This window comes from Arthrobacter sp. TmtSoilC79, from assembly GCF_059739405.1.
The window spans coordinates 3,156,253-3,173,900 of the sequence record NZ_AP046051.1 but is presented as its reverse complement, the minus strand read 5'-3'; the positions used below and the strand labels follow the sequence as shown (position 1 = coordinate 3,173,900).

7 protein-coding genes are annotated in these 17,648 nt (G+C 63.0%); all 7 read left to right on the top strand.

The annotated features are described in order from the left end of the window. Positions 1-61 precede the first annotated feature (61 nt). Positions 62-940 (top strand): SDR family oxidoreductase, encoded by an 879-nt coding sequence (locus AC6JA3_RS14525; RefSeq protein ID WP_026541415.1) that lies wholly within the window; start codon positions 62-64, stop codon positions 938-940. An 88-nt stretch (positions 941-1,028) separates the two neighbouring features. After that, a complete protein-coding gene (locus tag AC6JA3_RS14520) occupies positions 1,029-1,952 on the top strand; it encodes a biotin--[acetyl-CoA-carboxylase] ligase (RefSeq protein WP_223944995.1) in 924 nt (307 codons plus the stop codon). Further along, entirely contained in the window at positions 1,945-2,538 is a 594-nt protein-coding gene (locus AC6JA3_RS14515) for a PH domain-containing protein (RefSeq protein WP_497920183.1), read from the top strand. Before AC6JA3_RS14520 ends, AC6JA3_RS14515 begins: the two co-directional genes overlap by 8 nt. Next, positions 2,528-3,706 (top strand): adenylate/guanylate cyclase domain-containing protein, encoded by a 1,179-nt coding sequence (locus tag AC6JA3_RS14510; RefSeq protein ID WP_091550697.1) that lies wholly within the window; start codon positions 2,528-2,530, stop codon positions 3,704-3,706. Before AC6JA3_RS14515 ends, AC6JA3_RS14510 begins: the two co-directional genes overlap by 11 nt. A gap of 360 nt (positions 3,707-4,066) precedes the next feature. After that, positions 4,067-10,183, top strand: a complete 6,117-nt coding sequence (locus AC6JA3_RS14505; RefSeq protein ID WP_497920182.1) for an Ig-like domain-containing protein — start codon at positions 4,067-4,069, stop codon at positions 10,181-10,183. Positions 10,184-10,340: 157 nt separating this feature from the next. Then, complete coding sequence (locus AC6JA3_RS14500; RefSeq protein ID WP_497920181.1) at positions 10,341-16,526, top strand: Ig-like domain-containing protein; 6,186 nt, start codon at positions 10,341-10,343, stop codon at positions 16,524-16,526. A gap of 66 nt (positions 16,527-16,592) precedes the next feature. Further along, entirely contained in the window at positions 16,593-17,564 is a 972-nt protein-coding gene (locus tag AC6JA3_RS14495; protein ID WP_026541421.1) for an AAA family ATPase, read from the top strand. The last annotated feature ends 84 nt before the right edge of the window (positions 17,565-17,648 follow it).

The following is a 17,648-nucleotide window of genomic DNA, read 5'->3' as shown; positions in this document are numbered from 1 at the left end:
GTCCAAGCCAAAGCCACCCACATGTTACCCGCCAGTAACATAGTTGGGTTAGAGTGTCCCCATGACTTCAAGCAACGACGCTTCCGGCGCACTTGCGCCCACGCAGACTCCCTACGTAGCTACTGGTTCGCTCAAGGGCAGGACCATCCTGATGTCCGGCGGCAGCCGGGGCATCGGCTTGGCCATCGCCACGCGTGCGGCCCGCGACGGCGCCAACATCGTGCTCATGGCCAAGACAGGGGATCCCCATCCCAAACTCGAAGGCACGGTTTTCACCGCCGCCGATCAGCTGGTCGCTGCCGGTGGCCAGGCATTGCCGCTCGTCGGGGATGTCCGCAATGACGACGACGTAGCCGCAGCCGTCGCCGCCGCCGTCGAGCGTTTCGGAGGTATCGACGTCGTGGTCAACAACGCCTCGGCCATTGACCTTTCCCGGACCGATGCTGTTGACATGAAGCGTTACGACCTCATGCAGGACATCAACGTTCGTGGCACCTTCCTGCTCTCCAAGCTCGCGCTGCCGGCGCTCAGGGAATCCAGCCACGGCCACATCCTCACCCTGTCCCCGCCGCTGAACCTGGACCCGAAATGGGCCGGCATGCATCTTGCCTACACCATGGCCAAGTACGGAATGAGCCTGACCACCCTGGGATTGGCCGAAGAGCTCAAGAACGACGGCGTGTCGGTCAACTCCCTCTGGCCCTGCACGCTGATTGATACGGCCGCGATCCGGAACATGCCCGGCGGGCAGCAAATCGTGCAAGCAGCACGAGGCCCCGAAATCATGGCCGATGCCGCACATGCTGTCCTGACCGGTTCCGGGGCAACAGGCAAATTCTTCACCGACGAAGAGGTCCTGACAGCAGCCGGTGTGTCGGATTTTTCGCCCTACAGTCTCGGTGCACCCGAAGACCGCCTGGTTCCGGACATCTTCCTCTGATTTCCACTCGGCGTTCTCTGGGTGTATTCCCAGACCCTTTTCAGGGCGCGGCCCATCTGTGTTCGCTGCGAATGGATAGGATTCAGCTATGGATGCCGAACAGCCAGACAGCAGCGAACCCCACATCCCGGCCGCCGGTCCCGAGCGGCCCGCGTTGGACCGTGAAGCATTGCTGCAGCCGGAGTTCCTGTCGGCAGCGGGCATTTCGCAACTGAACATCGTCCAATCCACGGGCTCCACCAACCAGGACCTGGTGCGGGCGGTCACCGTTGAGCCCAAGAAGTGGACTGACCTTTCCGTGCTGACCGCCGAACACCAGACGGCGGCGCGTGGACGGCTGGACCGGCAGTGGGAATCGCCCGAGCGCTCAGCGGTGTCTGTATCCATGGTGCTTCGTCCTGTCACAGCCGAAGGCATGCCGGTACCCACCCAGAGCTACTCGTGGCTGTCCCTCCTGGCTGCGGTTGCCCTGCGTGAAGCTTTGCAGGAAACGGCTGGGGTTACTGCCGATATCAAGTGGCCCAACGACGTCCTGGTGAACGGCCGCAAGATCGCCGGCATCCTGGCGCAGATGACCAACATCAGCGATGGCTCGGTTCCAGCAGTGATCCTCGGCGTGGGCCTCAACGTGACGCTGGCTGAGGAGGAATTGCCGGTCAAGACAGCTACGTCGCTGGCCTTGGAAGGGGCCACGACGACGGACCGTACCGCGCTGCTAAAAAGCTACCTGTCCCGCTTCGCACGGCTTTACCGCAGTTTCTGCAATTCAGAAGGAGACCCCGCCGCAGGTTTGGCCGGCGGAGCTTCCCTGCACAAGCGGGTGGAGTCGGCCATGGTCACCCTTGGGCGGGAAGTACGGGCGCACTTGCCCGGAGATCTCGAACTCGTGGGCCATGCTTCGCGGCTGGACGAGCACGGATCCCTGCTGGTGGTAGACCACGGCGGCAGGGAGCATGTGGTGACGGCTGGGGATGTGGTGCACCTGCGCGCCACAGAAAGCGGTTATGCGTAAGGAGTTGCTTCCGGGAGAGCAGGTCATCACCATCACGCGTCAGCAGGCCCGCTCCCTTTTCTTTCCTGTGCTTGCCTTCCTTGCTGCTCCGGCCCTCACAGGCTATGCCTGCGCCTGGATTGTCAAAGGCAATCCCCAGCGTCTGGCTTCTTTCATTACAGTTGAATGGACGCCATGGCTGATCGGGCTGTGCCTGTTGCTGGCAGCTTGGCTGGTGTTTGGCTACAGCCTGCGCCGGGTGATGCGCTGGAATTCCGTCCGTTACATCCTGACGAGCAGGCGGATACGTGCCAAATACGGAATGTTTCGACGCCGGGACTGGCAAGTATCGCTCGTGGCAATCCGCAATGTGGGGGTCCATCAGAGCATGTTCCAACGGGCATTGCACTCCGGGAATATATCCTTGGATACCGGGCACTCCGGAACGGCCGTTCTGGCGGATGTTCCCGAGGTCGCAAAATTCCGGGGGTTCATTCTTGACGCCATGGATGAACTCCCGCAAGGTGAGGTTTTTGAAGGCCAAGTATTGACGGACTATGACCAGTTGCCATGGGAGCTGAGAGAAGGTGGAAGAGATGAGCGTTGAGGATCAGCAGTCCGGCGGGGACTTGGACCAGGAGTTCGACGCCGTCCCCGAGCCTTCCGTGGATGAGGACACCGACGCCGGCCCTGCTCCGGTTGCGGTGCAGAGTGGTCCGCCCACTGGTGTCATGTCCGCCGAGCGCCTTGCCATCAAAGCTCTGGAATCGAAGCTGCTGGGCGGTGAACGCAAGCTCCGTCGTCGTGAAGTTGCCGCGGGGGCGGGCGTTTCCATCCTGTCGGCCCGCAAAATCTGGCGTGCCCTGGGATTCCCGAACTTCGGCGACGAAGACGTTGCTTTCACCGAACGGGACCAGGCCGCCCTGTCCACCATCCTGGACCTCGTCCGGGCCGGGATATTGACCGAGGAAGCCGCCATCTCCGTTACCCGTTCAATCGGGCAGATGACAGACCGGATGGTGGTCTGGCAGATCGAAGCGCTGGTGGAAGACATGGTCTCCGAGCAGGGGATTCCGGATGCAGTGGCGCGCAAGCAATTGGTAGGTCAGTTGCCGGCGCTGGTGGATTCGCTTGAAGAGATCCTTGTGTACTCCTACCGCCGTCAACTTAACGCCGGTGTGCAGCGCCTCGCGGTTCGCGCCGAGGCCGGACTTCAGGCCAGCGAGGAAGGCCGTGAGGGCGACGAAGACGATTCGCCATTGCCCCTGGCTCGGGCAGTGGGCTTCGCCGACCTAGTCTCCTACACCAGCCTTTCGCGCCGCATGAACGAGAAGACGCTTGCCCAGTTGGTGCAGCGCTTTGAGAACAAGTGCGCAGAAATTATCTCCGTAGGTGGCGGCCGTCTGGTCAAGACCGTGGGCGATGAAGTCCTCTACATTGCCGAGACACCAGCCGCAGGGGCCGAGATTTCCCTTGCATTGGCGCAGGCCTTTACTGAAGACGAGATCCTGCCGCAATGCCGTGTCTCCATGGTTTGGGGTCGCATCCTTTCCAGGCTGGGGGACATTTATGGACCAACGGTCAACCTCGCTGCCCGCCTTACCACGTTGGCCCAACCCGGGACTGTCCTGGTGGATGCCATGACCGCCGCTGCGTTGGGCCAGGATGACCGGTTCGTCCTGGTTCCGCAGAAATCTGAAAATGTCCGCGGTTTCGGCGAGATTCATCCCGTCATGCTGGCCCGGGGCCGCGGCAAGGGTTTGGTACTCGACTAGACGCCTCCGGCCGGGCCGCCTCCAAGCCGTTCGCTCTATCACGTCCCCCGGGTTTAGACCGTTCGCTCTCTCACTTTCTTCAAGAAAGGGAGAGAGCGTGCGGCTTTAAGGGGTGTTATGTGAGCGAGCGTTCGGCCTTCGGGGGTGTTATGTGAGCGAGCGTTCGGCCTTCGGGGGCGTTATGTGAGCGAGCGTTCGGCTTTATGGGGTGTTATGTGAGCGAGCGTGTGGGTGCGATTTAGGTCACGACTTAGCTAATCGATGGAGTAACCCGGTAGGCTGTGGGTTGATTGTGTCGTGTTGCGCCGTGGGGGTCGGCGATGGCGGCTCCGTGCTGCCTGAACTGTGGGGGAATCTGGGATGGCTCTGTCTGATGGGTCCGGAAAACGCCGTGCCAATAATCGCCGGCGGAAGGTCATTGCAGGCACTGCTTTCACTGCCGCCGCAGCTGTCCTGGTAACAGGTGCCATCCTCTATCCGGGTTTCAAGACCACCGAGGTGGACCTGAACGACGGCGGTGTATGGGTGGTCAGCAAGACCAAGAACGCGGCCGGCCGCCTCAATTACCCCTCCAAATCGCTGGATGGAGCAGTAACTCCGGCAAGTACCAACTTCGACATCCTCCAGCAGGCCGGCGATATTTTCATTGATGACGCCGACGGCGGCACCATCAACCCCGTCAGCGCAGCCAACATGCGCCTCGGAGGGGACCAAAAACTTCCCGGCTCCGCAGAGGTGAGTTTCGGCAACAAGGTCCTGGCTGTCACAGACCCGTCCAAGGGCAAGGTCTGGGCCGTTTCGCCCACGTCCATTGGCGGTTTCAGCGACGAATCCGAACCCTTGTTCGAGCAGTCGCCGGGCGTGGCCTCAGTGGTGGGCGTGGATGACACCATCCACACGCTGGACCCGAAGGCGGGGACGCTGACGGCCACAAAGGTGGACGTTGACGGCAAAGCCGTGGACTCGCAGGTCAGGAGTGATGACGCTTTGAAGGCCGACGGCGAAGTCCAGTTGGCCACTGTCGGCGACAAAGCAGTGGTACTCAACGCTGCCACGGGCGAGATCGTGCTGCCCGGGGGCAAGAGGGTCCATCTGGACGATGCCCGGGAAGCAAAGCTGCAGCAGAGCGGCCCGGACTCCAACAGTGTGGCCATCGCTACTCCGAAAGCGCTGCTTCTGCAGCCCCTCGACGGCGGGACCGCCAAGACTGTTTCGGCAGACGGCCAAGGGATTCCGGCGGCCCCCGTCCGTCTGGGGTCTTGCACGTACGCCGCGTGGTCCGGCGCCAACAAATACGTCCGGGAGTGCGCCAACGAGGCAGATAACAAACGCTCCGACGTTCCCAAGGCGAGTGCGTCGCCGTCGTACGTTTTCCGGGTTAACCGCGATCTCGTGGTGCTTAATGATGTCAACTCCGGCAACGTCTGGATGGTCAACCAGAACATGCAGTTGGTCAACAACTGGGATGACGTCATCCCGCCCCAACAGACCTCGGACGACGCCGACAAGGACTCTGCGGACGAAGTCCAGCAGACTGTCCTTCCGGACAGGAGCAAACCCAACACCGCCCCAGTGGCCAAATCTGATGCGTTTGGGATCAGGGCCGGTAAGACCACCGTCCTGCCCGTTCTGGACAATGATGCCGATGCCGACGGCGACGTCCTCACGGTCAGCACCAGCGAGCCATTGAAGTCAGGCGCTTTGTCCGCCGTCTACGGTGGCACCGGCTTCCAGATTGCGGTTCCAGCAGGAACCACGGGCTCGGAAACTTTCAAGTATTCGGTGGATGATGGCCGTGGCGGTACGGGCGGCGCCGATGTTGACCTGCGGGTTGTGCCAGCGGAGGAAAACAACGCACCCCAGCCCAAGCCGAACCGGAACAACACGTTGGTGGTCCAGTCCGGGAAGATCGCCAGCCAGTTTGTCCTCACCGATTGGTTGGACCCCGACGGCGATGACGTCTTCGCCGTCGCCGTCTCCAGCAGCGATCCCGCGGACCAGGTCCGGATCCGGCCCGACGGCTTGCTCACCTTTCAGGATTCAGGGGCGGGAGCGGGCCGCAAAACCCTAACCGTCAGTGTTTCGGACGGGTCGCTGACCACCCAAGGGCAGATCAGCGTCGACGTTCGTGCTTCAGGTGCACTGCCGCCCATCGCGAACGCTGACCATGTGGTCGCGGTGGCGGGCCAGGATACGGTGATTGCGCCGCTCAAGAACGACACCGACCCACAGGGTGGCACGTTGCGGCTTGCGCAGGCACAACCGGATCCGCAGTCAACAGCGGTGGTGGGGCCGGACCAGCAGACTTTCAGTTTCAACTCCAGCACCGTCGGCGCCCATTACGTGACTTACATGGTGACCAACGGGCCGGCAAGCGCGCAGCAGTTGGTGCGTGTGGACGTGGTTTCCGGAAACAGCGACGGTGCGCCTGTTGCTGTTCGAGATATTGCGCTCCTGCCCAGCGGCGGCAGCACCGTGGTTGACGTGTTGGGCAACGACTCGGATCCCAGCGGGGGTGTCCTGGTAGTCCAGTCAGTCACTGCAGCCGACGGGCTCCCGGTATCGGTCGCGGTCCTTGACCATTCGGTCATCAAGATCACCGACATCCGTGCCCAAGGACAGTTGTCGTTGAAATACACGATCTCCAACGGCAAAGCCTCCGCAAGCGGGGACATCTCGGTCCAGGTTGTCCCGGCGCCGACCAAACTCCAGGCACCGCAGGCGAAACCGGACGAAGTCTCCGTCCGTGCCGGCGACGTCGTCACCATCCCGGTCCTGGAGAACGACACGGACCCCAATGGTGGAGAACTAACGCTGGACCCGATCCTGGCCCAGCAGCCGGACGAGAAAGCCGGGCGGATCTTCCTTGCCGGCAACACGTTGCGCTACATCGCAGGCCCGGAACCCACCACCGTTTACGCGATCTACAAGGTCAGCAATGCCTCGGGCCAAACTGACTCGCAGCAAGTTACCATCCGCATCCGCGCCCGCGACGACGCCATCAACACCAGGCCGGAGCCCAGGAATCTGACGGCCCGCGTGGTTGCGGGGATGACGGTCAGGATCCCTGTTCCCTTGGACGGCATCGATGCCGACGGCGACTCGGTGCAGCTGATGGGTATCGACAAAGCTCCCGAGCTGGGGACGGCCATCCTGCGCGATGGGTACCTCGAGTTCACCGCCGGAGGCACGTCTGCGGGCACTGACACCTTCAGCTACCGCGTACGTGACCGTATTGGTGCGGAGAACACCGGCACCGTGATCGTGGGCATCGCGCCTGCGGAAGCCGATAACCAGAAGCCCATCGCGGTGGACGATGTCATTGATGTCCGACCCGGCCGGCGGGTGGCGGTGAATGCGCTGAAGAACGACTCAGACCCCGACGGCGATCCCATCGCTTTGGTGCCGACGTTCGAGGCCAAGCCGGAGCTCCAGGTTGAAGCTGCGGCAGGAAAGGTAGTCCTCACAGCTCCGGGTGCCGCCGGCACGGACAGCATCAGTTACCGGATACAGGACGATAAGAAGGCAGAAGCCGCGGCGGTCATCCGTGTCAAGACAAGCCCGACCGCGCCGCTCCATGCCCCCGTGGCAGTGGACGATCGGATCACGCTGGCCGAGACCCTGGGTAAGACTGCGGTTGACGTTCCGGTGGTGAAGAACGATTCCGATCCCGACGGCGTGGCGGAGGACCTCACCATTTCCCTGCCGGACGGAAACCCGAATGCGCGCGTCGGAACCGCCGGAAACGTGGTGGTGACACTCCTGCCCGAGGACCAGTTGATTCCATATACCGTCACGGACATTGACGGACAATCCGCTACGGCCGTCATGTGGATTCCAGGCCAGGGCCTCCAGTACCCCACGCTTTCCACCACGGAGATCGTGGAGGTCACAGCGGGGGAGGAAGTCACTTTGGCCCTCCAGGACCACGTCAAGGTCAGGGACGGCCGCCAACCCCGCATCACGGTGGCTGACAAGATCCGTGTCCTGGGCGGTGACTCCACCAACGTCATTGCTGGTGACGGTACTGCGCTGAGGTATGCTGCCAAGCCTGAGTACGTTGGCCCCGGGTCCATCACCTTCGAAGTGACCGACGGCAGCGGTCCGGACGATGCCGAGGGCTTGAAGTCCACCCTGACCATCCAAACCAAGGTGCTCCCGAACCCCAACGCCAATCACGCCCCCACCTTCAGTGGAGCTGCCATTGAAGCGCCGAAGGGGGACACCACTGAGCTGGACCTGGCCAACCTTGCCGCGGACGTTGATGAGCAGGACCAAGGCAAGCTCACGTTCAGCGTGGACGGTGACCTGCCCGGCGGATTCGACGCGCGGGTGGAGGGTACGGTCCTGAAAATCACCCCCGGGGGTTCACTCAACCCCGGTGCCCGCGGGACCGTGCCGCTCAAGGTGACAGATGGCCGCTCAGAGCCTGTGAAGGCAGCCGTCACCGTCTCCGTGGTCTCATCGAACCGACCCAAACCGGCAGCCAACGATGACGTCCTCGATAAAGCCAACGCCGGGAAGTCCGAAACCATCAATGTGCTGGGCAACGACTTCAACCCCTTCAGCGAACCCTTGACCGTGGTTTCCGCCGTGGTGGAAACCGGATCCGCATCAGGCGAGCCTGGCATTGGAGGCGACTCCATCACGGTGACGCCTGCCGACGGCTTCAAGGGGGTCCTGGTGGTCAGGTACACCATCAAGGACAAGACCGATGATCCCAGCCGGCAAGCCGTGGGCCGTGTCCGGATCACCGTGCGGGACAAACCCGACGCTCCTTCGGCGCCGGTGGCTACGGACGTCCGCAGCAAAACGGCCGTCCTCAAGTGGGCGCCGCCGTCGGATAACGGCGCAGCCATCACCAAGTACACGGTCAAGGCTGCGGGGTTCCAGCAGGAGTGCCCGACCACGACGTGTACGTTGACTGGCCTGACCAACAACGTCAAGTACGTCTTCACCGTGGTTGCCACCAATGAAGTGGGCGAGTCCCAGCCCTCCGTGCCCTCCAATGAGATCACCCCGGATGAGAAGCCGTCGCCCCCGGACGTCCCCACGGTCAAAGCAGGAGACAAGGACCTCGCCATCACCTGGACCCCCGCCAAAACCGAGGGTTCGCCGGTGAAGCATTACAACCTGGAGATCTCACCGCCGCCGGCCAACGGAATCGCCGTCAAGAACGAGGTCACCGGCCTTAGCTACACGTGGCCCGGCCTGACCAACGGTGTGAAGTACAAGGTGCGCGCGCAGGCCGTCAACGATCTTGGCCCGTCCGACTGGGGGCTGTATTCCGCCGAGGACCACCCGGCGGGCATCCCGGGGACACCGGCGCCGCCGAGCACCAGCGTGGTCTCCGCCCTCGGATCCAGGAACCAGCTCCGCGTCGACTGGGCCGAGCCGGGCATCAATGGTGACCCCATCAAGAGCTATTACGTCACCATGAGTGGCGGCAGCGGAACCACCCAGACGCAAACCGTTCCTGGGAACGTCCGAACAGCCACCTTCGAGGTTGCCACCGACCAATCGGCGTACACGTTTACTGTCCAGGCCGAAAACAAAGCAGGCAAGAGCCTGGTCAGCGCGGCTTCGCCACCGCGCAGGGCCACCGGAAAGTTGGGTACCGTTCAAAACGTCAGCGCGACGCCGGCCAACACCGGCGCCGCCGGCGGCCAGCTCACCATCAATTTCACCGCGCTCGGCGAAACCCAGCGCAACGGCTCCAAGGCCAACGAAGTCAGCTACACCTACTCCGCAGGCGGACGCTCCGGCGCTATCCAGCCCGGGCAGACCGTAGGAGGTTTCGCCAATGGCCAGGCCACCAACGTGACCGTGACAGCACATTCAACCGTGGCGCCCAGTTCCGACGCCAGCAAAGCTGCCACCGCAACGCCATTTGGTGCGCCGGGGACGCCGTCGGCGTCGGGATCCAACGGAGCCGTGAACCAGAAATCGGTGACCTTCAACTGGTCGTCACCATCGGCATCCACCAACGATGTGAAGACGACGAAGATCCGCATCGACAACGGCGGGTGGGAAACTGTGGGAGCCTCGGGCAGCCGGACCATCAACACCGCCGGGTGGGAAGAGGCTCACAGCATCACGGTGCAGACGTTCAACTCGCTGGGAACCGGTGGGCCCGTGGCATCGGCCAGTGCCAAGTCCGGGCGCCAAGGGGAGTGGACCACCACCATGAACCCAGGAGCCGTGGTGCGGTCCTGCAGCTTTACCTTGGGCGGCGCGAACTACGACCCGAAGAAATTCACGTGTGACGGACAAAGCAACAACACGCCACCATGGATGGCCTCAGCTGACCAAGGCGCCATTGTGGTCCGTTGTTACATTGACCAAACAGATAACTGGACCGGTATGCACCGCTGGTGGCGCATCGAGTCGGGCTCTTACCGCAACGTAGGGCGGTACATCATCGCAGGTCACACCCACCTTCCGGATCCCGCAGGCATTGGAGCGCCCCCGTGCTGAGCTTCATCAAGGTTACGGACGGGGCACATCTCCCCATCGCGCGCCCAGTGGTTAAGGCCGTAGTCTGTCAAAGCCAATGGATAGCCCGGTCTCGGGTTTCCTCGATTGGACGTGGGGTGCGTGGGATAGTCTTAGGGACTGAAAATTCCGCCGCCGTATGGGGGTACTGCGGAATGCACGGCTGCCGGCATGTGTCGGTTGGCCCGGACGCCGCTGGGGAGCGGCTGTATATCAAGGGAATTTTGGGGCTGTGAGAAATTTCTTCGGCAAGTTGAGGCTGACGAGGCGTCAAAACAAGAAGTTCATAGCGGGAACTGCTGCCACGGCAGCGGGCGCGTTGTTGATCACCGGGGCTGTGCTGTACCCGGGTTTCAAGACCACTGAGGTGGACTTGAACGACGGCGGCGTGTGGGTTGTGAGCAAGACCAAGAACGCCGTGGGCCGGTTGAACTACCCGTCGCGTGTTCTCGATGGTGCCGTGACTCCGGCAACCACCACCTTTGACGTCCTGCAGCATGACGGCAACGTCTTTGTCGACGACGAATCCGGTTCCACCATCAACCAGGTCTCTGCCGCGAACCTCAAGCTTGGCGGCGACAAGCAGCTGCCGTCGTCCTCGCAGGTGAGCTACGGTTCCACCGTCCTGTCGGTGACCGATCCCGCCCGGGGCAAGGTTTGGGCGTTGTCGCCCTCCACCGTCAACGGTTTCGATGAAGAAGGCACCGAACCGGTCCTGACCGGCGAACAGGGATTGGTTTCCGCTGTAGGTGCCGATAACCGCATCTACACAGCGGATCCGGGGAAGGGCGAAATCACCGTTACCGCGGTTGATGCCAATGGCGAGCGGACAGACTCACAGGTCACCAAAATTGACGAACTCAAAGGCGCCGGAGACCTCCAGATCGCTGTCGTGGGGGACAAGCCGGTAGTCCTCGACGCCGGTTCCGGCAACCTGTTCCTGCCCGGCGGCCGCAAACTTCAGTTGCAGGACGCAAGGGAAGCCAAGCTGCAACAGAGCGGCGAGGACAGCAGCTTCGTTGCCATCGCCACGCGGAAAGCCCTGCTGAAGCAGCCCTTGGATGGGGCCACCGCGGCAACAGTCAACGCCGACGGTGAAGGTGTCCCGGCAGCGCCAGTGCAGGTCAGCAAGTGTGTTCACGCAGCCTGGTCCGGGGCCAACAAGTATGTCCGCGACTGCGAGAACGATGCCGATGACAAGAAGAACGACGTCCCCAAGGCAAGTGCCTCGCCCAGCTACGTTTTCCGCGTCAACCGCGACCTCGTAGTCCTCAATGACGTGAACTCGGGCAGCGTGTGGCTGGTCAACCAGAACATGCAGCTCGTCAACAACTGGGACGATGTTGTCCCTCCCAAGAACCAGTCCGATGACCAGGACCAGGAGTCCGCGGACAACAACACCATCAACGTCCTGCCGGACCGCACCAAACCCAACCGTGCTCCGGAAACCAAGCCGGACGAGTTCGGTGTCAGGCCTGGCCGAACCACTATCCTCAGCGTCCTGGACAATGATTCAGACCCCGACGGCGACGTCCTCACCGCAGCGGTGGGCGCGAACGGACCCAAATCGGGGGCGCTGGAGAACATCTATGGTGGCTCAGCGTTCCAGCTCAAGGTTCCCGCTGACGCCAAGCCCGGTACGGAAACCTTCGACTACAACGCTTCGGACGGACGTGGCTTGTCCGCCGGTGGCCAGGTGACGCTGCGCGTGGTCGCTCCGGAGGACAACAAGCCTCCCTTCTTCAAACGCGGCGAGCCCACCACCATGCTGGTGGAGCAGGGCAAGTCCGTCAGCCAGAACATCCTGACAGACTGGATGGACCCTGACGGCGACGACCTCGTGCTTCTGGACGCCAAGACGGACAACGACCAGGACCAGGTGAAGGTCCGCCGCGACGGCCTGCTCACGTACCAGGACTCGGGTGCAGCACCGGGCAAGAAGAACGTCACCATCACGGTATGGGACGGCCGGGCCACCACCACGGGCAGGATCGTTGTCAACGTTCAGCCGCCGGGCGCTTTGGCGCCGGTGGTCAACGCCGACCACGTCACGGCAGTGGTGGGCCAGGACCTTGTCATCGCACCCCTCAAGAACGACGTCGACCCCAACGGTGGCGCTTTGCGCGTTGCCCACGTAGAGGCCGCCGGACCTGCGGAACTGGGTCCCGTGACCGACGGCGGTACGTTCACTTTCCGGAGCACCACACCGGGTCCGGTCTACTTGACGTACATCGCCAGCAATGGCCCCCAAAGCAGCCAAGGCCTGATCCGCGTGGACGTCGAATCCGGCAAGGACTCCGGTGCGCCGGTTGCGGTCCACGACGTCGCCCTGCTCCCGGTAGGTGGCAGCGTCCTGGTTGATCCGCTGGCCAACGACTCGGATCCTTCCGGCGGCGTTCTGGTTCTCCAGTCAGTTACCGTCCCGGATGGCTCCTCGGCCTCGGTCAGCGTGATTGACCACAGCGTCCTGCGCGTTACCGACGTCCTCGGCGCGAAAGAGCCGTTCGTTTTCAGCTACACCATGTCCAACGGCCGCGCCTCGGCCACAGGCACCGTGGGTGTTGTCCCGGTGCCGGCCCCCGCCGTCGTCGAAGCTCCCCAACCGAAACCGGACGAAGTCAACGTCCGCGTTAACGACGTCGTGACCATTCCGGTCCTGGACAACGACACACACCCGCAGGGCGAAGAACTGTCCGTTGATCCCGTACTGGCGCAAACCATTCCGGAAGAGGATGGCAAGGCGTTCATTTCCGAAAAGACCTTGCGTTTCATCGCCGGCCCCACCCCCAAGACCGTGCGTGCCATCTACAACGCCGTGGACCCGCAGGGCCAGAAGAGCGCCGCGGCTGTGACCATCCACATCCTGCCGTTGGAAGGTGCGCAGAACTCACGTCCGCAGCCGCAGAACCTCACCGCACGCGTGGTGGCAGGCGGCAGCGTCCGGATTCCCGTACCGCTGGACGGCATCGACCCCGACGGCGACTCGGTCCAGCTCACGGGCATCGACAGCACCCCCACCATGGGAACCGCGACGGCGGGCAGCAGCTTCATCGATTTCGTCGCCGCAGGTGATGGCGCGGGAACCGACACCTTCCGATACAAGGTGATTGACCGCCAAGGTGCGGTCAATACCGGAACGGTGACGGTCGGCGTCGCGCCCCGCGGTGAAGACAACCAAAAGCCTGCCCCGGTGGATGACGAAGTGCGGGTTCGGCCCGGACGGCAGATCGCCGTGGATGCCACTGCCAACGACACCGATCCCGACGGCGACATCATCCGTATCCTGACGGACAGCATCGAGGCCGACGCAGGGCTTGAAGCACAGGTCAGCAAGACCAGCGGCCGGGTCCTGGTCACAGCGCCGGCAGCCGAGGGCACTGTCAACGTCCGCTATTCGGTGGCCGATGACCGGGACGCCGTGGGCCAGGCCAGCATCCGGGTGATCGTCAAGAACGACATTCCGCTGCAGGCACCCATCGCACGCGATGACCGCGTCACGTCCGCCCAAACGCTGGGTAAGACCGCAGTGGACGTTCCGGTCCTGAAGAACGACGAGGATCCTGACGGCGTGGGGGAGAACCTCAAGGTCACCACAGGTTTGGAAACGGCCCGTCCCGGTTCCGAAGGAAACGTGGTGGTGGACCTCACCGAGCAGCCGCAACTGGTGCCGTACACCGTGGAAGACGTGGACGGCCAGAAGTCCACAGCCATCATCTGGGTTCCGGGCATCGGCCAGCAGGTTCCGACTCTTGCCAAGGACGAAGTGGTGGAACTGGTTTCGGGCCAGTCCGTCACCGTTAACCTGGCCGAATGGGTCAAGGTGCGCGATGGAAAGTCGCCCCGGTTGACCCAGGCGGACCGCATCAAGCTCATTGGTGCGGACGGCAGCGACCCCGTTGCGGGCAACGGAACGGCCATCAAGTACACCGCCGGTGCCGAATACGTCGGCCCCGGGTCCATCAGCTTCGAAGTCACTGATGGTTCAGGCCCTGATGACCCCAACGGACTGAAGTCCACGTTGAGTATCCGTACCAAGGTGCTGCCTGATCCGAACAAGAACAACCCGCCGGTGCTGCTTGGCAGTGACGTGGACGTTCCCAAGGGTGACTCGGCCAGCCTGGACCTGGAGAAGCTGGCGTCCGATCCTGACTCCGACGACGTTCAGAACATGAAGTATGAGTTGGCCGGTGCAGCCCCGGGTGGATTCAGGGTGAACGTCGATGGCAAGACTTTGAAGGTCTCCGCCGACGACTCCGTGCAAATCGGGCAAGGCGGCACGGTCCAGGTGAAGGCCAAGGACCCTCGCGGCCTCGAAGCGATTGCGACGTACAAACTGCGGTTGACGGCGTCCAACCGGCCCAAGCCGGTAGCCAATGACGATGTTGAACCGGAGGCGCAATCCGGAAAGCCCGTCACCGTCAACGCCTTGGCGAACGACTCCAATCCGTTCCCGGACACGCCGTTGAAGATCGTTTCGGCTGTGACGGAAACGGGACAAGGAACGGCCGAGGCAGGGGGCGGCAACGTCACGGTAACTCCCGCAGGCGGCTTCACCGGAACCATGGTTGTGGCGTACACAGTGCAGGACAAGACAGGTGAGCTCTCGCGGTATGCGACGGGCCGCATCCGACTCACGGTCAAGGACAAGCCGGCGGCACCCACCACGCCGTTGGCCCAAAGCGTGGGCGACCAGACAGCATTGCTGACGTGGAACGCGCCTGCTGATCGCGGCTCACCCATCACCAAGTACACGGTGTACGGGGAGAACGGCTTCAAGCAGGACTGTCCCGCGAATACGTGTACGTTGACCGGGCTGACCAACAACGTGAAGTACCACTTTGCCGTCACCGCCACCAATGCGATCAATGAATCCGAGCGCTCTCCGGTTTCCGCCGAAGTCCGTCCGGACGTCAAGCCTGACACTCCGGTTGCTCCCACGCTGAAGTTTGGTGACAAGCAACTCTCGGTGGCCTGGATTGCCCCTGGCAGCAAGGGCTCGCCCATCAAGTCCTACGATCTCGAAATCTCACCGGCTCCGGCCGGTCAGAACCCCCAGATCCAGAACCTCACGGGCAACAGCCACGTCTGGACCGGGCTGACCAACGGTGTGGCCTACAAGGTCCGTGTCCTGGCCCGGAACGACGCCAAGGAACCCTCCGAGTGGAGCCCCTACTCGGCGGCGGAAACGCCGGCCGGCGTACCGGCAACCCCTGCCGCGCCTTCAGTAGCCGGCGCCAAACCCCTTGGCAACCAGAGTCAGCTCCAGGTCACCTGGGCTGCGCCGAACAACAACGGCGACGCCGTGTCCGCCTACACGTTGACCACTTACCGGGGCGGTGCCGTGGTGGCAACGCAGTCGGTGGGGGCGACCTCGCAGAACGTCACCGTTGCCAACGCTGAAGCTGATTACACGTTCACGGTGTCGGCTACCAACAAGGCAGGCGTCAGCGGAGTCAGCCAGCAGTCTGCGGCAATCCGCGCTGCCGGCAAGCCCGGCACGGTGGGCAGTGGCTCCGTCACAGCCACCGGAACCAGTGGCCAACTCACTGTTGCGTTCACACCGCTGACTGCCGCCGAACGCAACGGGTCCCAGGACAACGAGATCACCTATCGCTGGCAAACGGCTTATGGCTCAGGCCCGATCGGCCGTGGAGGTGGAAGTATCGGCGGCCAACCCAACGGCACCAATGTGGTGGTGAACATCATTGCCACCTCGGTCAAGAACGGTATGGCAGGCGATGCCAAGGCCATCGGCACTGGCAACCCGTACGGTCCGCCCAACGCCCCGAATGTCAGTGGTGGAAAGTCTGCCAAGGGTGACGGCCAGGTTCACTGGACCTGGAACAACCCGGCCATGAACGGCCGACCCCTGGACCACTACGAGGTCAGCCTCGACAACGGCGGATGGACGAGCGTAGGTAAGGCAAACAGCTATGACGCCCCCGGCGGCGGCTGGGATAAGACCCGGCAATTGAAGGTCAGGGCAGTCACTGTCGTGGCTGGTCCAGGGAGCGGGAATGTCAACGCCACCAGCGGCGCTGACCCCACGCCGCCACCCCCGCCACCACCGCCGTCCACCACAATCCAGGCGCACAACAACACCTGTCCCGGTAAGCCCGGGCAGCCCGATACCTTCAACCCGAGCGGCCCGTCCTGTGGTGTTGGCTGGGTTTCACGGTCCGAGGGACGCCTGAAGATCGATTGCACCAAGAACATCTACAACAACGGCACGCCCTGGTACCGCGTCACCGAGGGCAGCCACCCGGGCTGGTTCGTGAAGTCCACCACTGTGGACATCTACGGCAGCCGTCCCGGCGGTTGCTAGCCTGTCCGGGCGGCAGCCAACAACAACGTCAAACCCCCACCGATACATAAGGAACAGGATCAACCGATGACCATGACAAACGAGCAAGCCGCCTGGTTTGCAGAAACGTTCGAGAAGCTCGTGGCCAACGTGGGCAAGGCCGTGCTCGGCAAGGAGCACGTCATCCGGCTGACCTTCACGGCGATGCTGGCCGAGGGTCACGTCCTGTTTGAAGACGCGCCGGGAACGGGCAAGACGTCGCTGGCCCGCGCCCTGGCAGCAACGGTGCAGGGTTCGCACAACCGTATCCAGTTCACGCCCGACCTCCTGCCGTCGGACGTCACCGGTGTGACCATCTATGACCAAAAGACCCAGAAGTTCGAGTTCCACAAGGGTCCGGTGTTCAACAACATCGTCCTGGCCGATGAAATCAACCGCGCGTCGCCGAAGACACAGTCCGCGCTGCTGGAAGTCATGGAAGAATCCCGGGTGACCGTGGATGGAACCACCTATGAGGCAGGCCGCCCGTTCATGGTGTTGGCAACCCAGAACCCGATCGAGCAAGCAGGCACGTACCGCCTGCCGGAAGCTCAGTTGGACCGCTTCCTGATCAAGACCTCCATCGGGTACCCGGACCACGCCTCCACAGTGCGCTTGTTGGGCGGGGCCAACCTCAAGGACCGGTCCAAGGAACTGACGGCGCTCATCACCACCCAGGCTGTGGCCGACATGGCCGATCTCGCAGCTACCACCCACGTGGACACTGCCGTACTGGAGTACATCTCGCGCCTGTGCGAGGAGACCCGCAACGCATCCGAGACCCGCCTTGGTGTTTCCGTTCGTGGTGCACTTGCCATGGTCCGGGCGGCCAAGGTCTGGGCTGCCGGGCAGGGCCGCAACTTCGTGCTGCCGGATGACATCAAGGAACTGGCCCCAGTGGTCTGGACGCACCGCCTGGTGATGGATCCCGAGGCTGAGTTCTCCGGTGCTACGCCCGAGGTAGTCCTTACCCGGGTCCTGGCAGACGTCGCGGCTCCGCAGCAACGCGCCACGGCCTAGCCTCCGGCACAAGCGCCGGCGCCGGGTCAAACCAGTCCGGCGCCTGGCACCCCCACCTGCACCCCAGCTCAAACAAAGGCCTCC